The organism is Lactococcus petauri (assembly GCF_023499275.1).
Taxonomy (GTDB): Bacteria; Bacillota; Bacilli; order Lactobacillales; family Streptococcaceae; genus Lactococcus; species Lactococcus petauri.
Genome location: NZ_CP094882.1, coordinates 508,263 through 531,443, shown reverse-complemented (window position 1 = coordinate 531,443; position 23,181 = coordinate 508,263). Strand labels below are relative to the sequence as shown.

Here is a 23,181-nt window from a genome sequence, read left to right as displayed (position 1 = left end):
GGGAAAATTTACACGAGAAATTTACCCATCCTTCCCTTTATTTTACACTATTATGACCTTTTTTTCTTATTTAAAGCTAAAAGAAGGTGAAAGCCAATCTTTTTTGAAATTTACTCATTACAAAACAGTGAAGGGGTTTCTTCACTGTTTTTCTTTACTCTTTTTCTTTAGGCGCTGTCGTTTCTCTTAAGATAAGCTCAAAAGGAATAATTGTTTTATCATGGAAGGCTTCCTTATTTTGCGTCAGCCCAAGAAACTTCTCTACGGTTGCTGCTCCAAGACGTACGATATTGATGTCAAAGGTTGTCAGATAAGGGTGAACAAGTGTTGAGAAGGCAGAGTTGTTGTAAGTAATCACACTGACATCTTCTGGTACTTTCACACCTTGCTCTGACAAGCGAGAGATTACTTTCAAAGCTAAGACTTCATCCATAACAACAAGGCCTGTTTCATCTTTCAAGGTCATGTTTTCTTCAAAAACGAGTAAATTCGGCTTACCTTGTTTTTTCAGCATTTCATCTTGATAGCCTTGATAGCGTTCCTCAAAGACTTCACCATCTTTCGTATCGGTCACAAAAGAAATCTCCGAATGCCCCAAATCCATCAAATATCTGGTCGCCTCATGCCCCATCAAGACATTGTCGTTATCCACATGTGTAATTTCATTTTGCTTTTCTGTTGGCGTGCCTAAAAGGACGAAAGGGATCTTGTTATCAAAAAGGTAATTGCGAACACTATCTGCTTTCCCCGCATAAAGGACAATAAAACCATCCACGCGCTTCTCGGAATACATCAACTCAACTTGTTGTTTCAGCTCACTCTCTTGATAACCAGTCACAACAGCAATTGAAACATCGTATTTGCGTGCTGTTTCATTAATCGAAGTCAAAACTTTCATATAAAAAGGTTGGTTTGATTTGTCTTCGACAGGAGGAAAGACGACTCCAATCGTATTAGATTTCCCTGATGCTAGAATCTGAGCCGCTACATTGCGCGTGTAGCCGAGTTCTTGCATTGCTTTTCTTACTTTAACTTTTGTCTTCTCACTGATTTCCGAACTATCTTTGAGAACACGGCTAACTGTTGAAGCATTCACACCCGCTTTTTTTGCTACATCTTTTATCGTAACGGCCATATACTATCTCCTGATTCTACTCTCTTCTACTTATTTTCCCAAACTTTTGTTAATAATTCAAGAGACAGACTGTTTGTATTTGAAACTAAAGCAATATCCGTTCCTAAGTCTTCAGCAGAACCCACACCTAAAGGTAATGCGCCTGCTGCTTTTATCGCTGCAATACCAGCCTGGGCGTCTTCAATTCCTATACATGAAGTAATAGGAACATCAACACCGGCTGCAGCAGCCAAAAAGATATCTGGTGCAGGTTTTGAAGCTGCAACTTTTGCCGGATCAGCAATGCCATCAAAATACGTGCTCAACTCCATCGCTTCAAGAAGGAATGGACCATTTTTTGAGGCAGAAGCCAAAGCAATCTTGATATTTTGGGCGCGTAAATCTTTCAGCAAATCTAATATGCCAGGATAAATATCCTCTGGTCCTACCTTTTGAATCATTTGGACATAGTTATCATTTTTTTGCTTAGCAAGCTGAGCAAAACTTTCGGCATCATATGTTTCACTCTTTCCACCAAGCTCCAATATTTTTTTCAAAGAATCTTCGCGGGATACACCTTTGAGCTGTTCATTAAAAGTTCTATCTACTCCAGCTATTCCTAATTCTTCAGCCAAAGCTTTCCAGGCTTGAAAATGATACTCTGCGGTATCGGTAATTACTCCGTCAAGATCAAATAATACTGCTTTAAACATGCTTCACCTCTGCTTCATAAGTACCTTCCAATTGGACTGATTCACCATAAACTTCTAAGGCAATCGGTTCACCTTTGAGCAATTTTATCTGAAGCTTTTCTCCTACACTGACTTTGAGCAGACGCCCACGATAATTAATACGGAAGCTATAAGCATCCCAAGCATTTGGAATGAAAGGCGCAAAACTTAACTGACCGTTCCACGTTTTCATTTGGGCAAAACCTTGCACAATCGCCAACCAAGAACCTGTCATTGAGGTAATATGTAAACCGTCTTCTGTATCATTATTGTAGTTGTCAAGGTCCAAACGTGCAGTCCGTTCATACATTTCAACTGCTTTATCTTCCATTCCAAGTTCGGCAGCTAAAATTGCGTGAATGGATGGAGAAAGTGAACTTTCATGAACAGTTAATGGCTCATAAAAGTTAAAATTACGACGTTTTTCTTCCAAGCTATATTGGTTGCCAAAGAAATAAATCCCTTGCAAAACATCTGCCTGCTTAATATATGGTGAGCGCAAAATACGATCCCATGACCAGTTTTGATTCAAAGGCAAGTGCTTGGGATCTAAATCCGCAACTGGCGTCAAATCCTTGTCTAAAAAGCCATCATGCTGGACAAAAATCCCTAACTCTTCATCTGTCGGATAATACATATGGGTTGTGATATCAGTCCACTGCGATAATTCTTCTGTCGAAACCTGTAAATCTGGCCGAGGGTATTTTTTCAAACCTTCCATTGTATAATTCAAAACCCAAGTTGCCAATGTGTTGGTATACCAGTTATTATTGATATTATTTTCATATTCATTTGGTCCTGTAACCCCATGAATCATGTAAGCTTTTTGTCTCTCCGAATAGTGAACACGGTCTGCCCAGAAGCGTGAAATTTCTACAAGTACTTCAAGACCTTCCTGAGCCAAATAGGTTTCATCGCCAGTATAATTGCTGTAATTATAAATAGCATAAGCTATAGCACCGTTACGATGAATTTCCTCAAAAGTGATTTCCCATTCATTATGGCACTCAATACCTGTAAAAGTCACCATTGGATAAAGTGCTCCAGCCAAACCTTGCTGTCTTGCATTGTGTTGTGCTTGGGGCAATTGTTTATGACGGTAGCGTAATAAGTTTTGCGTCACTTGCTGATCTGCTAAAGAAAGATAAAGCGGAACTGCATAGGCTTCAGTATCCCAATAAGTTGCTCCGCCATATTTCTCCCCAGTAAAGCCCTTAGGACCAATATTGAGGCGCTCGTCTTCACCATAATAAGTTGCAAAAAGTTGGAAGAGATTGAAACGAATACCTTGTTGTGCTTGATCAGAACCTTTAATTTCCACATCCGCAAGTTCCCAACGTTCGCCCCAAGCTTCTGCATGCTCTTGTAAAAGTTGTGTATAAGATTTCACTTGAATTACTTCTTCTAGGCTTGCTAAGGCTTCATGCATTGCAGCTAAATTACTATAATCACGACTCGTCAGAACAAGCACACGTTTTTCAAAATGTAGTGTTTCCTGTTCCACAGTTGCTTCATGGTAATTAATAACTTTTTCTTCTTGAGTTTCTTGCCCTTGAGCTTGAAAATCTCCCTTAAAACTTTGCCCTGCCAGTACGGTAAATTGCTCTACACCAAAGGGGTTAGCAATCGTTTGATTGGCAATGTAAGTTCCTTCTTTGTCGCCTCCTTTATCTAAAACAGTCCAGAATTTTTCTTCATAATTGGAATCTTCATTGTGCACATCAGCATCAATAAATGAAGCAGTACGTACTTTGTGCGATTGACCATCCACACTAGAGAATTTGAAGGAGAAGACAGCTAATTCTGGATGAACGATCGACATAAAACGCTCAACGGAAACAGCAACGCCAGCTTTTTCATAAGAATAAGAGAGAACTGCTTTTTGCATATCTAAGGAAAGGTGGAAATTAGTGGTACTATCAGTATAAAGGTCAACTTCTTCATCATCGATAAAAAGTGAAACTCCCGAGAAGTTCAAAGCATTGATTGCCTTACCAAAATAATCTGGGTAACCATTTTTCCACCACCCCACACGCGTTTTATCTGGAAACCAGACACCTGCAATATATGTACCTTGATGGTGATCGCCTGAGTACTTTTCTGAAAAATTACCGCGCATTCCCATGTAACCATTCCCGATTGAGGTTAAAGATTCCTGAAGACGGCGTTCTTCCTTTTCTAATTTACTGGATTGGATATGCCAAGGATCAATTTCCATAATTCTGCTGATTTTTTTCATCTTTTTTCCTATCTTTTTCTTTTCTTACTTTTTCTTAAACACTTGATATTCCCAAGGAAGGAAAGTCATCTTCTTTTCCAACTTTCTTGGGCGGCTTCCTAAAATATGCTGGTAATCTTCTATTTCTACTTGGTTAAAGTCCAGATGTGCTTTTTTAGTACCTAAATTCGTAATAATCAAAAATGAGTCACGTTCGTAAACAAAGGCTGTCAGATGTTGCTCAAACCAAAACTTTATTGACCCACGCGCAATGTCTTCTTCCTCATGGCGAAGATGAATTAAGACTTTATAAAGATCGATAAGCTCCTGTGATTTTTCTGTGTTTACTTCCTTATAATCTGGATGAATAGGCATCCAAGGTTTGCCACTGGTAAATCCTGCGTTTGGGCTCGTGTCCCATTGCATCGGTGTACGAGAGTGATCTCTGCTGTTTGCCATCACTGTATCCAAAGCTTCACTTTTAGTCATCCCCTGAAAAATTAACGCTTCATAAACCTGCTTGATTTCAGTTGCATCTGTCTGGGTGATATCTGTAAAAGGAAAATTACTCATTCCAATTTCTTGTCCCTGATAGATAAATGGAGTCCCTCGAAGAAGCATATAAGATACGGCTAAAGCTTTAGCCGACGCGATGCTGCCATCACCAAAACAACTGATTGCTCGTGGTTGGTCATGATTTTCTAAATAAAGTGCATTCCAACCTCGTGCAAGCATATCCTTTTGCCAACGTATAATTGTCTTTTTGTAACCATACATCCAGCCACGTCCTGCGTAATTCTTCTGACGTACATTGTGTTCCAATTCAAAAATCATCTTAAGGTAGCCAGACCTTGCATCCGTCCAATCAGGCGCCTCAGTTGAAGTCACACCTGAAGCTTCCCCAACTGTTAAAGCATCATATTGGTCAAATATTTCTTTTAAATCAGCCATATAATTTTCAATACCTGACACATTCATAAAAGGCTGCCAAGGGTCATTTCCTCTTAGAGACTTGATATTAAAAGACCAGTCTTCCTTTTGAATATGAGAAATCGCATCCAAACGAAAACCATCTATACCTAATTCCAACCACCATTTAATCATCGTATAGATTTCCTGACGCACTTGGGGATTCTTCCAGTTCAAGTCAGGTTGTTCTTTCGCAAAGACATGAAAATAAGCTTGTTGCGTCTGCTCATCATAAGTCCAAGTAGAGCCACCAAAGAAAGATTGCCACTCATTCGGCATTTTTTCGGGTGTTGCATCTGCCCAGTGATAGTAATCTCGATAGGGATTATCCTTTGATTTTTGACTTTCAATAAACCAAGGATGCTGATCGGAAGTATGATTCACAACCAAATCCATAATCACTTTCAAGCCGTTATCATGCGCTTTTTGCAGAAGTTCTTTTAAATCTTCCAAGCTACCAAAGCGAGCATCAATACTATAAAAATCAGCTATATCGTAGCCGCCATCCACTTGTGGACTTGTGTAAATGGGGTTAAGCCAAATAAAATCTATCCCCAAATCTTTCAAGTAAGGCAGCTTTTCGATAATTCCCTGTAAATCCCCCATACCATCACCATTACTGTCTTTAAAAGACTTGGGATAAATCTGGTAACCTGTCCAATTCGCAAAATTGTCTTTTTTCATTTTTTTCCTTTTGATTATCTCTCTTGAAATTAAAGCCAGTCCTTCGCAAACAATAAATAGAGTCAGAAAGACATTTGTCTATAATTCTGCTTAAATATTTTACTCTAGGTGTCTCTGCATCCACTCACTCGAAACCGAGGGGCTTTTTCTCTATTATGTCAAAATTTTTCCATATAAGAAGCAATATCTGGGCAAAGTTATCTTTTAGAAGAATGAGCTAACGTTTCATCTCTATCTCTTGTTTAATTTCTACTATTTATAGATTATAAATCCGTTTTTCTGAACATGATTGTCTTCAGCCAAATGGGCCAAGACTATTTCTCCCTCTTCAACACTAACTGGCTGTTCACCTTTGTTAAAGACTGCCTTAAGTGCGCCACGTTCCAGTTTCACCACTCCTTGAGTATCATCAACACACTGCCAGTCTAAATCTGTTTGGCTTAGTGTCTCCGCGTATTCTCTACGGAAAGCTACTAAGGCTTTGAAGAAAGCAAACATTTCTAAATCTTGATGTTCTTCGGTCCAAGGCATACATTTACGGCAATCTGGATCAGCGCCACCATCTAGCCCATATTCGTCACCATAATAGATACAAGGGACACCTGGTTGGAGATACATGAAAGCTTGGACTTGTTTGACCAAGTCCTTACTTCCTTTAGCTTGTGTTAAAAGACGAGGTGTGTCGTGGGAATCTAAGATGTTAAACATAACTTGATTCGTCTGTTTACGATAAAGCATAAGTTGAGCATTAATCGCCGAAACCATTTGTTCTAAGCTTAACTCTTCTTTCACAAAAGTATCAATAATCGCATTTGTATAAACATAGTTCATCACTGCCGAAAATTCATCGCCAACGAGCCAAGGTTGTGCTGAGTGCCAAACTTCTCCTAAGATGTAAAAATCTTCTTTCGCTGCATCACATGTTGTACGGAATTTCTTCCAGAAGGCATGATCGACCTCGTCTGCTACATCTAAACGCCACGCATCAATATCACATTCCTTGATCCAGTATTCTGCAATATTGAGCAAATACTCTTGAACTTCTGGATTGGCAGTATTTAGTTTCGGCATATGTGGTGTAAAAGCAAATGTATCGTAAGTTGCTGTTTCAGAAACTTCAAAATCCTCGGTTGGTGTGTAGGTTGCTGGCCATTCGTTAACATGGAACCAATCTGCATATTTTGAATTTTCTTGATGCTTGAGAACGTCTTGCCACTGCGGGCTAGTATCACCGATATGATTAAAGACAGCATCAAGCATTACTTTAATCCCTCGTTGGTGTGCCTCTTTCACTAATGTTTTGAAAACTTCTAAATCACCAAAATACTGATCAATTTTCAAATAATCTTCCGTATCATACTTATGGTTAGAATAGGCTTGGAAAACAGGAGTAAAGTAAATGCCATTTACGCCTAAGTCTGTCAGATGATCCAAATGATTAATTACTCCTTGGAGATCGCCGCCATACAAGTCTTGACGATTGGGAGATTCAGTTGGATCCCATTCTTTCGCTCCAACTGGATTAATGGCTGGATTTCCATTAGCAAAGCGTTCTGGGAATATTTGATACCAAACTGTATTTTTAACCCATTCAGGAGCCTTAAAACGATCAACCTCATGGAAGAATGGCATACGAAATGCTGCATATTTTTTTGTGAGTAATTTTACTTCGTAAGGAAGAATACCAGAGTCGCTATAGACAACCTTTTCCCCATCGTAATCCGTAATCACGAACAAGTAGTCCATACGTTTATGTGGAACGCCGACCTCTGTCACATAGAAATCACTTTCTGCTGTGGATAAACCATGTTTCATTTCTACTTCTTGATAATCCCAAACCATTTCTGATTCATCATCGCGTTTTACAAACATATAAGGGTCACCATAGATCAATGCAACACTTTGAATGTCGTCACGTGCAACACGTAAACGGATATGAATTGTTTCCTCTGTATAGAGATAAGCAAATTCTGATTCTGGACGGTGATAAATGGCTGCTTTATTCATGAATAAATACCTCTTTTTTTCTTGTTTTTTTCATTTTAGCACAAGCTCATCTTTTGCGCAACCGTTTGCAGTATATTTTTTTATCAAAAATAAAAACCAATGTAAAACTTTCTATTATATGCAGCCATAACATGTATATACCAACATATACAGTAATCAAATTGTAATAAGTTTGCACTTGACAAAACGGAAGCGTTTGCATAAAATAGAATTACAAATTAGAATAATTATTTTCATTAGGAGGAAATATTTTATGAACACATGGAAAAAAATCGCTCTGAGTAGCGTTTCTCTGATTGCTCTTGCTAGCCTCGCTGCTTGTGGGAATAGTAAGGGTAGTGAAAGCACAACTTCTTCATCTTCAGATGCTAAAGATCATAAAGGAGCCGTTACTCTCTGGGTCGATCCAGCAAATGTTGCTTCTTATAAAGATTTAATTAAAAACTTCAACAAAGAATATCCAAACATTAAAGTTACAGTCACACAGTCTCCAAATGGTTCTGCAAATGCAAAACAAGATGTGAGTAAAGACCCCGGACAAGCCGCAGATGTCTTTAAAGTACCCAACGACCAGTTGGGGGCCATGGCTGAAGCGGGCTACATCAATCCTCTTTCACCATCAGCAACAGATTGGGTGAAATCAAATGATATTTCTATCGCTGTTGATGCTGTCTCTTGGAAAGGTAAACTCTACGCTTATCCACAAGATGAACAGTCAAATATTGTTTACTACAACAAGGCAAAATTTAGTGAAGCTCCAAAAGATTGGGCTGACTTTACAGCAGAAACACCAATTGGAACAGATTTTACAAACTCCTACAACTGGTATCCTGTATTCCTAGCTAATGGAACACAGCTCTTCGGTAAAGATGGTGAAACGGTTGACGGTACAGATGCAAATACTAAAGCTGGCGTTCAAGCTATGACTTGGTTTGCGCAACAAAAAGCAAATCCTGGTGTTAAACAGTCAGGTACAGCCCTTCTGGCCGACCTCAAATCTGGTAAAACACAAGCAATCCTCGATGGCCCATGGGACGGTAGCACAGTGAAGGAAATCCTTGGCGACAACTTTGGTGCAACAACCTTACCAACTGCTGATTTTGGATCAGGATCTAAACAAATGCAAGCTTTCTCCGGTGTCGGTACACTGGCTGTGAATTCACAATCAGAAGATCCTGTTGCTGCTTCTGCTTTAGCTCAGTATCTATCAAATACTGAATCACAATTAGCACTCTATAAAGCCAATAATGCAATTCCAGTTTCAAAAGAAGCCCAGAAAGATTCTGAAGTTGCAAAAGATCCCGTAGCTCTTGCAGTTATCAAACAAGTAGAAAACGATACATTGATGCCTAAGATGCCACAAATGGCAACATTCTGGAACTTGGCTGCCCCACTTATTGAGAATGCCTACACAGGTAAGACTCCGGCTACACAATACCAAGCACAACTTGATAATTTCGTAAAATCAATCTCATCAGCTACTGAATAATTTTTGATTAACTTAAGGGGATTGGGCTCATCCTAATCCTCTTATTTTTTATATACAAAAGGGTAAAATATATGTTTAAAAAGAAAATTAAACCATCTCCTGAAGCAACATACAAAGAGGTGTGGCATGAAGGTGATATTTTCACAAAACTCAGCTTCTTTATCATGGGTTTAGCGCAACTAAAAAATAAACAATGGCTCAAGGGCCTTAGCTTCCTCATTATCGAAATTGTCTTCCTTTTCTGGCTCATCTTCAATGGCATTAGCTCCATCAGTCTTTTGAGTAGCCTTGGAAATGTCAAGACTAAGCAAGTCGTTTTTGATGAAGCACGACAAATTTATGTCACTCAACAACCTGACAACTCCATGCTCATCCTCCTTTTTGGTGTCATGTCCTTAGTGCTCATTGCAATGGTTGCAGTTATCTATATTACAAGCCTTCGTTCCACACGTCATCTCTATGTCTTGAATCGTGACGGAGAACATATCCCTACGACTATGGAGGATTTGGCTACACTCTTAGACAGTCGCCTCCATTACACACTAATGGCGATTCCCTTACTCGGCATTTTAGTTTTCACGATTGCTCCTTTGCTTTTCATGATTACCATTGCTTTTACCAATTTTAATCAAGATCATCCTATTGGATTTTCTTGGACGGGGTTCGCTTCATTTGGTGAGATTCTGACTGGTAATATTGCTGGAACTTTCTTCCCTGTCTTAGGCTGGACTCTCGTTTGGGCTGTGGCTGCAACAGCGACAACTTTCTTCTTTGGTGTCTTACTTGCTCTTTTGATTGAATCATCTGGAATTAAATTTAAAGCTTTCTGGCGGACACTCTTTGTTATCGTTATGGCTGTTCCTTCTTTTGTTTCACTCTTAATGATGAATATGTTCCTAGACAACAATGGGCCGCTCAACAGTTGGCTCCAAAGTATCGGTCTTATTGATCATCCTATTCCATTTTTAATGGATCCTTTGTTAGCGAAGTTTTCTGTTATCGGCGTTAATATGTGGATTGGTATTCCTGTCTCTATGTTAATTTCAACAGCGATTATCCAAAACTTGCCATCAGATCAGATTGAAGCAGCTAAAATTGATGGTGCCAACAGTTTTGATATTTTCCGCTCTATTACCTTCCCTCAAATTTTGTTCGTTATGACACCTGCCTTGATTCAACAATTTATCGGGAATATTAACAACTTCAACGTTATTTTCCTTTTGACTGGTGGTGGACCACTGAACGCCGAATACTTCCAAGCGGGTTCCACTGACTTATTAATTACCTGGCTTTATAGCTTAACCATGAAGTCGATTCCAAGTTATAACATCGCTTCAGCTATTGGTATCGTTATCTTTATCATCTCAGCTACAGCTTCATTGTTTGCTTACCGCCGTACAAATGCTTTTAAGGAGGGCTAAAATGAAATCATATAAACGCCAACGTCAAGCTTCATTAGTACTCAGATACTTGCTCTTGACCTTACTTGCAATCATCTGGATTTTCCCAATTGTATGGATTATCCTTACCAGCTTTTCTAAAAATAACACTGGTTTTGTTTCGACATTCATTCCCCAGCAGTGGACCCTGGATAATTTTACTGGTATTTTCAATAACCCAGTTTATCCTTACGGACATTGGCTCCTTAATACTTTTGTCATCGCTGTTATCTGTGCAGTTGTTAACACGCTGATTACTACTGTTATGTCTTATGTATTGTCACGTTTACGCTTCAAATTACGCAAACCTTTCCTACAGTTAGCACTTATCATTGGAATGTTCCCAGGTATCATGGCGATGATTGCTCTCTATTACATCCTCAAATCATTCAATATGACCAACTTAGTGGGACTGACTTTGATTTATATAGGTGGCTCTGGTCTAGGATTCTATATCTTTAAAGGTTTCCTTGATACAATCCCTGCTTCAATTGATGAAGCCGCTGTGATTGACGGTGCAACCAAATGGCAAATTTTCACCAAAATTACCTTGCCTTTGTCAAAACCAATGATTGTTTACACATCCCTAACTGCTTTTATTGCACCTTGGCTTGATTTCCTCTTTGCGAGTGTCATCTTAGGTGGTGGCGATCCTAAATCAAGGACCATTGCCTATGGCTTGCAAAACATGATGACCAACTCCAGAGGTTCCTCTGCAACAAACTTTACCCAATTTGTTGCAGGATGTGTGATTATCGCCATTCCTATCACTATTCTCTTCATTGTTATGCAAAAATTCTATGTTAAAGGAATCACTGCTGGTGCAGATAAAGGATAACAAACTAAAAAAGCACTCAACCTATAGTTGAATGCTTTTTTTATTGTCCTAAAAGTTCTTGTGCTTTTGCACTATACTTGTCCATATCAATGAGGATACCTGAACCTCCGTACATATCATAGGCAGATTGCCAATCATTGTCGGATGGGATGGTTGTGTTTTCTATACCGCCAAACATTGCCGGTAAAGCTTTTGTGATCAGGAATGTGTTAGAAAGATTAGTCATTGTAACAGCTCGAGCTGTACCCAAGGCACTTGCACCAGTAAAGAGTGTCAACGGATTTTTAACTTTCGATGTGAGAGTTTGCATCACTTGTTGTTGACGTTGCACACGTCCAAAGTCTCCTTGATCATCGTGGCGGAAACGTGCATAGTTCAAAAGTGTACGTCCATCCATTCGTTGTGGGCCTTGCTTAATCATCATAAAGATTCCACCACCATCAGGATAGCCCAAGGCCGCGGCTTCTTCTGCACTCAATTCCTTATCGTTTTTAGCCATCCCTTCAGTTTCTGCTAAATCATCCGGTACAGGGACTTCATCAAACTTTTGACCATTAATTGTGGCGAATTTGGCATCAATCTTTACTCCACCAGGGAACATTGAGTCAATCACTGTTGCAAAACTTGAGAAATCAACCACAGCGTAATATTTAGCATTTATACCAAAATTTTGTTGCAAGGTTTGACGCACAAGTTCAACACCTTGATTCTCATTTTGCTCACCAATCGTGAAGGCTGCATTAAGCTTCATGTTAGGTCCTTGGCTTACATCACCAACTCCTGGAATGTTGACCAAAGTATCACGCATAAAGCTCACCAATTGCATTTTGCCGCTTTTGCCAATATTCAAAACCATAATACTGTCTGAATGGGCCACTCCTGAGCTTTGTCCTGGTCGTTGATCAGCACCTAAGAGAAGGATATTGACTGAGCCATCCGCATTGGCAGCACCATTGAATTGTTCGGCTTTGATCGCGCCACCTTCTCGACTAATCCCACGCTGATAACCATAAATGAAGAAACCAATCATAATCAAAATCAAGGCGATTAAGATAAAGAAAATCCGTTTTATCCAACTTTTCTTTTTCTTTGGCTTTTTACTTGCTGCTTCCTCAGACCTTTCATCATCAATGCTCTCTTCCGCACGACGGTTATCTTTCTTTTTCCCACGTTTGGATAAAAAGGGCGCTGGTGCTGAATCTAAAGAACGGCTGGATCTACTCCGTCTCTCAGAAGAAGAACTTTCAGACTGTGCGCGCTCTTCTTCTATGTCAGCCGCATATTCTTCTTCAAGGGCCTGCCACCCTTCTATTTCTTCTACTAGTTCATAATATTCTTGCTTTTCGCGTTCACTTAAGTAAGCTTTATTTGCTCTTAAGTATTCAAAACGTTTTTGTTTATTATCTTTCATTATCTGTCTATTATATCATGATTTTTTATTTTTGATAAAAGCCTTTCATAATTCTCAGCAAAATACAGATCCTTTTCTTAAGCTTTTTTGCCAAAAAATTTATTTCTGAAGCGTTTAACTTTCAGAAACTGTTCACGTGCCTTGTGCATCTGTTTATATCTTTTAGGGTTCTTTTTATAAAAATCTTGGTGATAATCTTCAGCTGGCCAAAATGTTTGCGCATTTTCTATAGGGACTATGATTGGTTTATCCCAAAGCCCCGACTCCGACAATTCCTGCTTGCTTTTCTCAGCAGTTTGACGTTGCTCATCATTCTCAACGTAGATAACTGGTCTATAATTACTGCCTCGATCGTAAAATTGACCTTCTCCATCCGTCGGATCAATAAGACTCCAGTAAATTCCCAGCAAGGTCTCGTAAGAAATAACGGTATTTTCAAAAATTATCTCCACAGCTTCAGCGTGTCCCGTATATTTACCCGATACCTCATCATATGTCGGGTCATCGACATGCCCCCCGGTATAACCGCTGGTAACAGACAGTATACCTGGACGAGTTTCAAAAGGTTCAACCATACACCAAAAACATCCACCCGCAAAAACTGCAATTTCTTTACTCATAGCTCTTCCTCCAAGCACATTATAGCACAACGAAAAGGCTTGCATGCTATAATTTAACTATGAAAAAACCGTTAAATCAGACTGAAATATTGAACGAAATGTATAATTTAATCTTGAGTAAACATATTCGTGAGTGGGAACGTGCTTTAATATTAGAAGCTAAAAATCGCATTGAAAGTCAGGGTAATCTTGAAGAAGCCTTAACCCAATTAGAGGCTCAATTACGTCCACTAGCTCTTCGCTATAATTTAACGCCTATGACAACCGAATTTTATAACAAAATATCCACTTCGGGTTTATTTGGCCGCGGTGTCGGGCATCGTTTATAAATAATCATCTTTTTAGTAAAAAAAACGTTAGACCTACTAACGTTTTTTTATTTCAAATTTCTTTTGCACTTAACTCTGTTTGACTCAAGCGTTCATACCACAACTTTCGTGTACGGGAAAGTGTGGCAAAGAGAATATCTAATAGAGGTAACAGAAGAAGAATGAAAGAAAGGACTACCATTAAGAAATTTTGTCCCAGTTCTTTTTGTGGAATATAGGCTGAACGTTGTAAGAAATAAGACAAGAGACCAATCATCCCAAAATTAACGAAAGATAAGAGTTGTCGACTTAAAATCTTCCAACGACTTCCTTCTATCCTTATCTTAAGAAGTTTTTGGCCAAAAGTGACACCAAAAATGACTGGAATCCCCACAAATGTAATAAGCATTGCTATATAGAAATGAGGTACAATGTTTGCAATAATATTTGCTAAAACAAAATCTACGCCAAAGGCAATACTACGACGTATCATCCCAATCTGAGCAGGAATGGCTTGTTTGGCATCCAAATCTGGTAAAACCTTAACAAGTAGGCAAGCAATCCCAAAACCAAGCAAACTTCCTAGCGTATTAATCATTAAATCATCAACATCAAAAAGACGATAAGGACGAGGATAAAGACCAAAAAGAGCCGAACGCTGTAAAAGTTCAAACGATAAGGTGAGCATGAAACTCCACATTAAGGTTTGCGAAAAATTACGCTTAAAGAGGTAACGCAAATATATCCCAAATGGCAACGTCAAAAGAAGATTAAAAAAAGGTTGGATGAAACTTGGTGCTTTCAAGGCCATTAGCCATGTAGAAGGCTCGTTAAGTACCAGCGGGTTATAAGCGATGAACTGACGTACAAATTCAAAGGGAACAAGATTTTGCTTAGGACCTGTCATCTGTGCAACCTGTGCCACATCAGGCAAAGGAAAAATAGTCATCGCATAAGCACAAACTATATAAAGGACAAAAGAAAAATTGACAATAAACCGCCAAGGGTTAACACGTCCATATTTACGATATTGAACAATCATATAAGGAATAAGGCTAAGCAAGAAAAAAACAAAGAAGAGCAATACACCTATTTGAATAGCATGGAGATAAGTAAGCATAGAAATCCTTTTTTAAAATTTTATCTTTATTATAACAAAATTTATAAATGGAGATTGTGAGCCAGTTTAAAGAAATAGCTTAAATCAAGTGGAAGTTGATATTATTACTGCTGCTCACACCCTGTTTATACATCAAAGGCTTGCGCATATTTGATACACCCCGAAATATTTTTTAGTGCATTGGGGTGTAAAGGACGAATCATAAAAGCTTCTGCTGGAACGTCCAATGGTGCCGTGACCTTATATTTTTCAGCAGATACATAGCCAAAACGAGAATAATATTGGGGATGCCCCAGAATACTTATAAAAGGGAAATCTTGTTGAACGGCACGCTTTTCCAACTCTTTCAGCAAATTTTCTCCCACTTTTTTACCTTGCCAAGAAGGTAAAACAGCTAATGGCGCAAGAACCAGCCCTGTAAAACTTTCTTTATCGTTGATAATCTCGACTTCACTTAGTAAACCATAACCAATAATTTTTGCTCCTTCAGCGGCGACAACTTCTAAACCATCGACATAGCTGCAATCTGTCCGAATCTTTTCCACAAGCTCTGCTTCATTACCATAACCATGTTCGGACCTGCTAAATGATTGACGAATTAACTGCTCAACTTCTTTATAGTCTTTTCGCCCAATACTTCTTATTTCCAATGTTGACCTCCTTCATTTATAGAAAAACAAACGGAATACCTTTACTCCGTTTGTTCCTTTAAAAATTGATTGATTATAAGAGTTCTCGTGCTTTTTCTTCGATGAAACCTGCCACTTGATCAATCGTTTTTCCTGTACTATCTAGTAAAATAGCATCCTCTGCTTGTTTTAGAGGGGAAACTGCTCGTGTACTATCCTTACGATCTCGTTCGGCGATTTCCACTTTGAGTTTTTCCAAATCAGTAGGAATATTTTTTTGTAAATTTTCTTTATAACGTCGCTCTGCTCGTTCATCCACAGAAGCCACGAGGAAAATCTTCAAATCTGCATGAGGTAGGACAACCGTACCAATATCACGTCCATCCATGATAATGCCACCTTCGTCAGCAATGCGCTGTTGCTCAGCAACTAAAAATTCCCGTACTGGAGCTAAAGCAGAGATTTTTGAAACATTCTGTGTTACTTCGTTTGTACGAATAATCTTAGTAATATCCTCTGTTCCTAAAAATACAAGTTGTCCATCAGCCGTATTTTTAAAGAAAATTGGTTTTTTCTTGATCACATCAATAATTTTTTGAGGATCCTCCGTTTTGTTTTGGAGGGCAACCAAAGTTGCAGCACGGTACATCGCACCTGTATCTAAATAGATAATCCCAAGATTTTGTGCAACGATTTTAGCGACAGTTGATTTTCCGCTTGAGGCGGGACCATCAACAGCAATTTGTAACTTTATCATGTTTCTTTCCTATATATGAATACTTTTTATTATTTTAATTTTAATACTTGCCCAGGTGATATTGGTGAACCATCGGCATTGTATCCTGTTGCGGAGATATTATTAAGGCTGGCAATTACAGACCATGCAACGCCTGTCTTCGCTGATATCTTACTTGGATCGTCTCCAGCTACAATAACATAAGTTCCACCCTCTTCAGTGGAAGATTCTTCAGTGGTTGGCGGTGGAGCTACAGTACTTTCTTCTGGTTTCACTTCTTCAGTAGTCTGTTCTGTTTGTTGCTCCGTGGTTTGCTCTACAGTTTTTTCTGGATTTTCCTGAGCAAATCCACCGCTATGTTGCGTTTGATTATTCCAAAGAATAAAGGCAATCATGAAACCAACCAGTAAAAACATCGTCACGACAGTAAAGGTTAAAGCACGTGAAGTTAATGACTTGTTATTGTGTTTTTTTCTTGGCTTGCTGCCCGAACGACTTTTTTCGGAATCTGCTTTCATGGCCTTATAGATTTCTTTATCCCACGGTTCTTTTTCTGCCACATCTTTTTCCTTTCCTTTTTTATTTTTTTATATTATCATCATTGTATGAAAGTAAACATAATACCAGAAAATTGTATTGCATGTGGCCTTTGTTATTTACATGCTCCAGATGTCTTCGATTACCATGATAACGGTATCGTTAAATTTAATAATTCCGATAAACTGGAAAAAGAATATTTTTCTGATGATAAAATAATAAGTGCAGCCAAGGCTTGCCCAACAGCTGCGATAAAGATTACCAAATCTTAAAACCTTAAACTCTGATATTTATTTTACCATAAAATTACTTCTTTATCTAACTATTTCGTGATTTTTAATTAGGTATTTTCATTATATATACAGCTTGTTTTTGATTGACAAGTTGTTTTTATTTTCGTCAGTTAAATTAAAAAATCAGATTTATGAAACCAGTTTCACAAATTTTTGCAAATGTTTTCAATTTGTAGTATACTAGGACAGTAATAATTATATTATATAAAAATTTATAAGGAGGTTACTCAATTGAGTATCGGAATTGTTATTGCGAGCCACGGTGAATTCGCTGCGGGCATCAAGCAATCTGGTTCAATGATCTTCGGTGAGCAAGAGAAAGTACAAGCTGTTACTTTCATGCCTAACGAAGGACCAGACGACTTACGCGCCAAAATCGAAGCCGCTATCGCAACATTTGATGCTGAAGATGAAGTCCTTGTCCTTGCTGACTTGTGGAGCGGTTCTCCATTTAACCAAGCAAGTGCTGTTATGGGTGCCAATCCAGAACGCAAGGTAGCTATCATCACAGGCCTCAACTTGCCAATGCTTATTCAAGCCTACACAGAACGTATGATGGATGCTTCTGCTGGTGTTGAACAAGTTGCTGCAAACATTATTAAGGAAGCTAAAGCTGGTATCAAAGCATTGCCAGAAGAGCTTAATCCTGCTGAAGAAAGCGCTACACCAGCTGAAGCTGGCGTAAACGCTGCCGCTATCCCAGAAGGTACTGTTGTTGGTGATGGTAAGATTAAAATTAATCTTGCACGTATCGACTCACGTCTTCTCCACGGTCAAGTTGCTACTGCTTGGACTCCAGATTCAAAAGCAAACCGTATCATCGTTGTTTCTGACGCTGTTGCCAAAGATGAGATGCGTAAAACACTTATCACACAAGCTGCACCTCCAGGTGTTAAAGCCAACGTTGTCCCTATCAAGAAAATGATTGAAGTTGCTAAAGATCCACGTTTTGGTGAAACTAAAGCTCTTCTCTTGTTTGAAACTCCTCAAGACGCACTTGCTGCTATTGAAGGTGGCGTACCTGTAGAAACACTTAACGTGGGTTCTATGGCACACAGTACAGGTAAAACAATGCTTAACTCAGTATTGTCTGTAAACAAAGATGATGTTGCCGCTTTTGAAAAGTTACGTGATCTCGGCGTTAAATTTGACGTTCGTAAAGTCCCTAACGATTCTAAATCTGACTTGTTTGCTTTGATTAACAAAGCAGACGTTAAGTAAAATTAAATATTATTAGGAGAAATTTATAAAATGAGTATTATTTCAATCATTTTAGTTCTTATCTTCGCGTTCTTAGCTGGACTTGAAGGTATCTTGGACCAATGGCAATTTCACCAACCAATTATCGCCTGCTCATTGATCGGTATCGCTACTGGTCACATGGCTGCAGGGATTATCTTGGGTGGTTCATTGCAAATGATCGCCCTTGGTTGGGCTAACGTTGGTGCCGCTGTCGCACCTGACGCTGCACTTGCTTCTGTCGCTTCTGCTATCTTGATGGTTCAAGGTGGTAACTTTGACTTGACACACATCACTGGTGTTATCGTACCTGCCGCTATCTTGTTGGCAACTGCTGGTCTCGTACTTACTACATTGGTTCGTTTCCTTTCAGTTGGTATCGTTCACTTAGCTGATGCTGCTGCTGAAAAAGGTTCTTACTCAGGTGTTGCTGGTTGGCACATGTTCGCACTCCTTCTTCAAGGTTTGCGTATTGCTATCCCTGCTGCAATCATCCTTGCTATCCCTGCTGAAACAGTAACTGCTGCCTTGAACTCAATTCCTGATTGGGTTTCTAAAGGTCTTGCTGTTGGTGGTGGTATGGTTGTTGTTGTTGGTTACGCAATGGTTATCAACCTCATGGCAACTAAAGAGCTATGGCCATTCTTCTTCCTCGGATTTGTACTCGCACCACTTTCTTCAATCACTTTGATTGGTATGGGTATCCTTGGTGTTGTTATCGCTCTTATCTACCTCAATCTTTCTAATACTGCTGGTAACGGTGGAACTGCTTCTTCAAGTGGTGACCCAATCGGCGATATTCTCAACGATTATTAATTAGGAAGGAGATTTTATAAAAATGGAAAATACAAATAAAAAGTTTAGCCTTTCTAAAAACACACGCTTGAGCGTTATGTTCCGTTCAATGTTCCTTCAAGGTTCTTGGAACTACGAACGTATGCAAAACCTTGGTTTCCTCTATTCAATCATCCCTGCATTGAAACAGTTCTACAAACCAGGTTCTGAAGAAGCTAAAGAAGCTTTGAAACGCCACATGGAGTTCTTCAATACTCACCCATATGTAGCCGCACCTATCGTCGGTGTTACATTGGCCCTTGAAGAAGAAATCGCTAACGGTGTTGAAATCGATGAAGCAGCTATCCAAGGTGTGAAAGTCGGTATGATGGGACCTCTCGCTGGTATCGGTGACCCAGTCTTCTGGTTCACAGTACGTCCTATCGTTGGTGCCATCGCTGCCTCACTTGCAACTGGTGGTTCTATTATCGCTCCAATCTTCTTCTTCGTTGTTTGGAATGCAATCCGTATCGCTTTCTTGTGGTATACACAAGAGTTTGGTTACAAACAAGGTACTGCAATTACAAGCGACCTCGGTGGAGGAATGCTTCAACAAATTACTAAAGGTGCATCTATCCTTGGTATGTTCATCCTTGGTGTATTGATCCAACGTTGGGTTAACATCAGCTTCACTGGTCCTAACGCTATGCTCCCATCTAAACCTTTGGCAGATGGTGCTTACGTTGGTGAATGGATCGACAAAGCAGGTAAAGTCGTTGTTCAAGGTGCCCAAACAGGTACTACAGGCGACGGTGTTGCTAAGTTTGATTGGTTAGACCAAGCAGGTAACGTTGTTGGTAACGGTGTTGCTGGTCAAGACGGTTTCGCACATTACGTAACTGTTGATCAACTTAACACAGTTGACGGTTCTACATTGCACAACATCTTAGGTCAAGTATCATCTGGTCTTGGCTTGAGCCCAGAACAAACACAATCACTTCAAGACGTGTTCAATTCATTAATTCCTGGATTTATCGCATTGCTCTTGACTTTCCTTGTGCTTTGGATCTTGCGCAAATGGAAAAACAAAAATGCACCATTGTTCATCATCATTGGTATGTTCGTTCTTGGTATCGTACTTCACGTTGCAGGTCTTGCTTAATAAGATTTTAAAACAAGAACAAAATCGTCGTGTACTCGCGGCGATTTTTTATTAAGATTATTTTTGCTATAATAAATATATTATAATATCGTTAGGAGCACTAAATTGGCACAATCACTGAATACTAAAGTCGACTTTACCACTGCTGGTATTGCTTATCTTGGCTTTGCTGAATATGGTAAAATTATGATTGGAGACCGAGCTTTCGAGTTTTTCAATGATACTAATGTTGAAAAGAACATGCAATTCCCTTGGGCCTCTATTAAACGTGTGGAAGGTGATGTTTCTGTTTCCAAAAACGGAAAAGTAAAAATTGGACGTCAGTTTATCATCGTCTTTCGTAATGAGCAAAAAGTTCGTTTTGCTGCCAAAGAGTCTGGAACTGTCTTAAAATACATCCGACAATATATTGGAAATGAAAAAGTCGTCCGTCAAAAAGGATTCTTTGATAAATTCTTTAGCCTCTTCCGCCGTAAAAAGAAATAAAAAATAGCCTCCATCGGGGGCTATTTTTTTACAAAAAAAACATACTGCACATGCACCATGATTTTCTAGATTAAGTATCTGTTCCATTTCGTTCACGTCTAAATAAATTAAAATATAGACGATCTAAAATCTTGTCACGGTAGTCCTTTCGTCCAATAAAGCGTGTGACTTTGCTGAAAATATAACATGACAAGAGTGTGACAGCAAAGTTTGGAAAGGCTAGATAAGTCGCTAAAGATAGTCCCATAACGACGATATCAATCCCAAACAAGACACGGTCAATCGTAAATTGCCAGCGATCTTCCATAATTCGACTCAAGAGGATTGAACCACCAAAAGTCCCGTTGGATACTACAACAAGTCCTGCACCTATTCCTGATAAAATACCGTCAGAAATACCAGCGAAAATAATTTGATTAAATTGAAAACCGTTAATTCCCATCGCCTCATAAGCCAGCATCCATAAACTCATCGCAGCTGCACCAGGAACACTCAGCAAAAGCTCTCTTCGGCTCAACAATTTCCACCCAAAGAGAAACAAGGGAATATTAACTACAAAGAAAGTCAGTGCTGGGTTGATTCCAAAAACAAAATCAACAAATACTGAAAAACCTGCAATCCCATTACTTGCTAAGTAATTAGGAATAACAAAAAGTCTTACCGATAAAATATAAAAACCCACTCCTACAATAAGAACAATTAAATCTTTTATAAACTGCTTATCTATCTTTACTCCAATGATCGACATAGAACCCCCTTTATTCTATAATACCATTTAGGAATTTAAAGAACTAATGATTTATGAGGCGCTTGCAAAGTTTTAAATTTTCTGATAGAATGACATTAGAAGTCAGTTTTGAGACTATCTTTTTCAAGAGAGCTTGTGGGTGGTGAAAACAAGTAAAGATTCTTTAAACATTCTGCTTCTTGTTTGATTTTATCCTATGAAAATAGGAACGTGTTTCTCGCGATAAGGGAACTAAAGTCCTATCCTTATGATAGGAAATTTAGGTGGAACCGTGCTTATAGCGCCCTAATTCTTCTTTCAGGAGAATTAGGGCTTTTTATTTTATATTAAAAGGAGATTTTATGCTTGATATCAAAAAAATCCGTGCAGACTTTGACGGAGTAGCCGCAAAATTGGAAACACGTGGTGTTAAAAAAGAAACACTGCAAGAACTCCATGAACTTGATGTACGCCGTCGTGAACTAATCGTACAATCTGAGAACTTAAAAAAAGAACGTAATGCCGTATCTGATGAAATCGCGTTGGTTAAACGTGAAAAAGGCGATGCATCTGAAAAAATAACTGCCATGAAACAAGTTTCTGCTGATATTAAAGTTATTGATGCTGAACTTGCTGATATTGAAGAAAAGTTGACCACTTACACAACAACGCTTCCCAACTTGCCACATGATGATGTGCCTGTAGGTGCTGATGAAGATGATAATGTTGAAATTCGTCGTCATGGTCAAACGCCTGAATTCAGCTTTGAACCCAAACCTCATTGGGACTTAGGTGAGTCTCTTGGTATCCTTGATTGGGAACGTGGCGGTAAAGTTACAGGTTCTCGTTTCCTCTTTTATAAAGGCGCTGGTGCGCGTTTAGAGCGCGCCTTGTATAACTTTATGTTGGACGAACATGCTAAAGAAGGTTATACTGAAATGATTACGCCTTATATGGTCAATCAAGATTCTATGTTCGGTACAGGTCAATATCCAAAATTCAAAGAAGATACTTTTGAAGTAAATGATGACCGTGGTTTTGTGCTCATTCCTACTGCTGAAGTACCTTTGACCAACTACTACCGTGGTGAAATCTTGGATAATGCTGAACTCCCAATCTACTTCACAGCAATGTCTCCTTCATTCCGTTCTGAAGCTGGTTCAGCTGGCCGTGATACACGTGGCTTGATTCGTTTGCATCAATTCCATAAAGTTGAAATGGTCAAATTTGCTCGCCCTGAGGAATCTTACGATGAACTAGAAAAAATGGTTGTCAATGCCGAAAACATTCTCCAAAAACTTGGTTTAGCTTATCGTGTAATCGCACTTTCTACAGGCGATATGGGCTTCTCTGCCGCTAAAACTTATGACTTGGAAGTTTGGATCCCTGCCCAAAATACTTACCGTGAAATTTCAAGTTGTTCAAACTGTGAAGATTTCCAAGCACGTCGCGCCCAAATCCGCTATCGTGATGAAGACGGCAAAGTTAACCTGCTTCACACTTTAAATGGTTCTGGACTTGCTGTTGGTCGTACAGTTGCTGCAATCCTTGAAAACTATCAAAACGAAGACGGCTCAGTAACTGTCCCTGAAGTCCTTCGTCCATACATGGGTGGTTTAGAAGTTATTAAATAAAAAAAACTTGCAAAAG

Annotated in this window: 22 protein-coding genes; 10 read left to right on the top strand and 12 right to left on the bottom strand. The window is 39.1% G+C overall.

Annotation, left to right across the window (positions count from 1 at the left end; genetic code table 11):
- Window positions 1–154: 154 nt before the first annotated feature.
- The 5 genes from lgb_RS02585 to lgb_RS02565 form a co-directional block, all read right to left on the bottom strand.
- Window positions 155–1,135 carry a LacI family DNA-binding transcriptional regulator gene (locus tag lgb_RS02585; RefSeq protein WP_019293805.1) on the bottom strand — a complete coding sequence of 327 codons (981 nt, stop codon included), beginning with the start codon at window positions 1,133–1,135 and terminating at the stop codon, window positions 155–157.
- Window positions 1,136–1,161: 26 nt separating this feature from the next.
- Entirely contained in the window at window positions 1,162–1,827 is a 666-nt protein-coding gene (gene pgmB, locus lgb_RS02580; RefSeq protein ID WP_019293806.1) for a beta-phosphoglucomutase, read from the bottom strand.
- The gene (locus tag lgb_RS02575) at window positions 1,820–4,084 is read right to left on the bottom strand and encodes a glycoside hydrolase family 65 protein (RefSeq protein ID WP_019293807.1); all 2,265 of its coding nucleotides are present in this window, start codon (window positions 4,082–4,084) and stop codon (window positions 1,820–1,822) included. The genes pgmB and lgb_RS02575 overlap by 8 nt, the downstream gene beginning before the upstream one ends.
- A gap of 24 nt (window positions 4,085–4,108) precedes the next feature.
- Window positions 4,109–5,716: an alpha-glucosidase gene (locus lgb_RS02570; RefSeq protein WP_019293808.1), complete on the bottom strand. Its 1,608-nt coding sequence runs from the start codon at window positions 5,714–5,716 to the stop codon at window positions 4,109–4,111.
- A 252-nt stretch (window positions 5,717–5,968) separates the two neighbouring features.
- Complete coding sequence (locus lgb_RS02565; protein WP_249663234.1) at window positions 5,969–7,723, bottom strand: glycoside hydrolase family 13 protein; 1,755 nt, start codon at window positions 7,721–7,723, stop codon at window positions 5,969–5,971.
- 253 nt (window positions 7,724–7,976) lie between these two features.
- On the opposite strand from lgb_RS02565, the gene lgb_RS02560 reads away from it, so the two are divergent.
- From lgb_RS02560 to lgb_RS02550, 3 genes are all read left to right on the top strand, one after another.
- A complete protein-coding gene (locus lgb_RS02560) occupies window positions 7,977–9,212 on the top strand; it encodes an extracellular solute-binding protein (RefSeq protein WP_019293810.1) in 1,236 nt (411 codons plus the stop codon).
- Between the two features lie 71 nt (window positions 9,213–9,283).
- Window positions 9,284–10,633 (top strand): carbohydrate ABC transporter permease, encoded by a 1,350-nt coding sequence (locus lgb_RS02555; protein WP_019293811.1) that lies wholly within the window; start codon window positions 9,284–9,286, stop codon window positions 10,631–10,633.
- A gap of 1 nt (window position 10,634) precedes the next feature.
- The gene (locus lgb_RS02550) at window positions 10,635–11,489 is read left to right on the top strand and encodes a sugar ABC transporter permease (protein WP_004258862.1); all 855 of its coding nucleotides are present in this window, start codon (window positions 10,635–10,637) and stop codon (window positions 11,487–11,489) included.
- Between the two features lie 40 nt (window positions 11,490–11,529).
- On the opposite strand, the gene lgb_RS02545 is transcribed toward lgb_RS02550, so the two are convergent.
- On the bottom strand, window positions 11,530–12,900 hold the full coding sequence (locus lgb_RS02545) for an LCP family protein (RefSeq protein ID WP_019293812.1): 1,371 nt from the start codon (window positions 12,898–12,900) through the stop codon (window positions 11,530–11,532).
- Window positions 12,901–12,977: 77 nt separating this feature from the next.
- The gene (gene msrA / locus lgb_RS02540; protein WP_019293072.1) at window positions 12,978–13,520 is read right to left on the bottom strand and encodes a peptide-methionine (S)-S-oxide reductase MsrA; all 543 of its coding nucleotides are present in this window, start codon (window positions 13,518–13,520) and stop codon (window positions 12,978–12,980) included.
- A gap of 59 nt (window positions 13,521–13,579) precedes the next feature.
- Here msrA and lgb_RS02535 point away from each other — a divergent pair, with 59 nt between their 5' ends.
- The gene (locus lgb_RS02535) at window positions 13,580–13,849 is read left to right on the top strand and encodes a bacteriocin immunity family protein (protein WP_019293073.1); all 270 of its coding nucleotides are present in this window, start codon (window positions 13,580–13,582) and stop codon (window positions 13,847–13,849) included.
- 52 nt (window positions 13,850–13,901) lie between these two features.
- Here lgb_RS02535 and lgb_RS02530 read toward each other — a convergent pair whose 3' ends face one another.
- The 4 genes from lgb_RS02530 to lgb_RS02515 form a co-directional block, all read right to left on the bottom strand.
- Entirely contained in the window at window positions 13,902–14,948 is a 1,047-nt protein-coding gene (locus tag lgb_RS02530; RefSeq protein WP_019293074.1) for a VanZ family protein, read from the bottom strand.
- 125 nt (window positions 14,949–15,073) lie between these two features.
- A complete protein-coding gene (locus lgb_RS02525) occupies window positions 15,074–15,598 on the bottom strand; it encodes a GNAT family N-acetyltransferase (protein ID WP_019293075.1) in 525 nt (174 codons plus the stop codon).
- Between the two features lie 73 nt (window positions 15,599–15,671).
- A complete protein-coding gene (gene cmk, locus lgb_RS02520; protein ID WP_019293076.1) occupies window positions 15,672–16,334 on the bottom strand; it encodes a (d)CMP kinase in 663 nt (220 codons plus the stop codon).
- A gap of 29 nt (window positions 16,335–16,363) precedes the next feature.
- On the bottom strand, window positions 16,364–16,873 hold the full coding sequence (locus lgb_RS02515; RefSeq protein WP_004258888.1) for an SAG1386/EF1546 family surface-associated protein: 510 nt from the start codon (window positions 16,871–16,873) through the stop codon (window positions 16,364–16,366).
- A 45-nt stretch (window positions 16,874–16,918) separates the two neighbouring features.
- On the opposite strand from lgb_RS02515, the gene lgb_RS02510 reads away from it, so the two are divergent.
- The 5 genes from lgb_RS02510 (at window position 16,919) to lgb_RS02490 (ending at window position 20,804) form a co-directional block, all read left to right on the top strand.
- Entirely contained in the window at window positions 16,919–17,122 is a 204-nt protein-coding gene (locus lgb_RS02510) for a ferredoxin (RefSeq protein ID WP_019293077.1), read from the top strand.
- Window positions 17,123–17,374: 252 nt separating this feature from the next.
- Window positions 17,375–18,364 carry a mannose/fructose/sorbose PTS transporter subunit IIB gene (locus lgb_RS02505; protein ID WP_017368923.1) on the top strand — a complete coding sequence of 330 codons (990 nt, stop codon included), beginning with the start codon at window positions 17,375–17,377 and terminating at the stop codon, window positions 18,362–18,364.
- A 30-nt stretch (window positions 18,365–18,394) separates the two neighbouring features.
- Entirely contained in the window at window positions 18,395–19,198 is an 804-nt protein-coding gene (locus lgb_RS02500; RefSeq protein ID WP_003134975.1) for a mannose/fructose/sorbose family PTS transporter subunit IIC, read from the top strand.
- 22 nt (window positions 19,199–19,220) lie between these two features.
- Window positions 19,221–20,318, top strand: coding sequence for a PTS system mannose/fructose/sorbose family transporter subunit IID (locus lgb_RS02495; RefSeq protein WP_017368922.1), 1,098 nt, complete (start codon window positions 19,221–19,223; stop codon window positions 20,316–20,318).
- 105 nt (window positions 20,319–20,423) lie between these two features.
- Entirely contained in the window at window positions 20,424–20,804 is a 381-nt protein-coding gene (locus tag lgb_RS02490; RefSeq protein ID WP_004258908.1) for a DUF956 family protein, read from the top strand.
- A 70-nt stretch (window positions 20,805–20,874) separates the two neighbouring features.
- On the opposite strand, the gene lgb_RS02485 is transcribed toward lgb_RS02490, so the two are convergent.
- The gene (locus tag lgb_RS02485) at window positions 20,875–21,552 is read right to left on the bottom strand and encodes a YitT family protein (protein WP_019293078.1); all 678 of its coding nucleotides are present in this window, start codon (window positions 21,550–21,552) and stop codon (window positions 20,875–20,877) included.
- Between the two features lie 341 nt (window positions 21,553–21,893).
- Between lgb_RS02485 and serS the strand changes: the two genes are divergently transcribed.
- On the top strand, window positions 21,894–23,165 hold the full coding sequence (gene serS, locus lgb_RS02480) for a serine--tRNA ligase (protein ID WP_019293079.1): 1,272 nt from the start codon (window positions 21,894–21,896) through the stop codon (window positions 23,163–23,165).
- Window positions 23,166–23,181: the final 16 nt, after the last annotated feature.

Bases quoted from the DNA above. Each gene is read 5' to 3' on its own strand.
- serS (WP_019293079.1), top strand. From the start codon at position 21,894: ATGCTTGATATCAAAAAAATCCGTGCAGACTTTGACGGAGTAGCCGCA.
- lgb_RS02510 (WP_019293077.1), top strand. From the start codon at position 16,919: ATGAAAGTAAACATAATACCAGAAAATTGTATTGCATGTGGCCTTTGT.
- msrA (WP_019293072.1), bottom strand. From the start codon at position 13,520: ATGAGTAAAGAAATTGCAGTTTTTGCGGGTGGATGTTTTTGGTGTATG.
- lgb_RS02485 (WP_019293078.1), bottom strand. From the start codon at position 21,552: ATGTCGATCATTGGAGTAAAGATAGATAAGCAGTTTATAAAAGATTTA.
- lgb_RS02575 (WP_019293807.1), bottom strand. From the start codon at position 4,084: ATGAAAAAAATCAGCAGAATTATGGAAATTGATCCTTGGCATATCCAA.
- lgb_RS02565 (WP_249663234.1), bottom strand. From the start codon at position 7,723: ATGAATAAAGCAGCCATTTATCACCGTCCAGAATCAGAATTTGCTTAT.
- lgb_RS02495 (WP_017368922.1), top strand. From the start codon at position 19,221: ATGGAAAATACAAATAAAAAGTTTAGCCTTTCTAAAAACACACGCTTG.
- lgb_RS02500 (WP_003134975.1), top strand. From the start codon at position 18,395: ATGAGTATTATTTCAATCATTTTAGTTCTTATCTTCGCGTTCTTAGCT.
- lgb_RS02555 (WP_019293811.1), top strand. From the start codon at position 9,284: ATGTTTAAAAAGAAAATTAAACCATCTCCTGAAGCAACATACAAAGAG.
- lgb_RS02535 (WP_019293073.1), top strand. From the start codon at position 13,580: ATGAAAAAACCGTTAAATCAGACTGAAATATTGAACGAAATGTATAAT.
- lgb_RS02530 (WP_019293074.1), bottom strand. From the start codon at position 14,948: ATGCTTACTTATCTCCATGCTATTCAAATAGGTGTATTGCTCTTCTTT.
- lgb_RS02550 (WP_004258862.1), top strand. From the start codon at position 10,635: ATGAAATCATATAAACGCCAACGTCAAGCTTCATTAGTACTCAGATAC.
- pgmB (WP_019293806.1), bottom strand. From the start codon at position 1,827: ATGTTTAAAGCAGTATTATTTGATCTTGACGGAGTAATTACCGATACC.
- cmk (WP_019293076.1), bottom strand. From the start codon at position 16,334: ATGATAAAGTTACAAATTGCTGTTGATGGTCCCGCCTCAAGCGGAAAA.
- lgb_RS02585 (WP_019293805.1), bottom strand. From the start codon at position 1,135: ATGGCCGTTACGATAAAAGATGTAGCAAAAAAAGCGGGTGTGAATGCT.
- lgb_RS02570 (WP_019293808.1), bottom strand. From the start codon at position 5,716: ATGAAAAAAGACAATTTTGCGAATTGGACAGGTTACCAGATTTATCCC.
- lgb_RS02560 (WP_019293810.1), top strand. From the start codon at position 7,977: ATGAACACATGGAAAAAAATCGCTCTGAGTAGCGTTTCTCTGATTGCT.
- lgb_RS02545 (WP_019293812.1), bottom strand. From the start codon at position 12,900: ATGAAAGATAATAAACAAAAACGTTTTGAATACTTAAGAGCAAATAAA.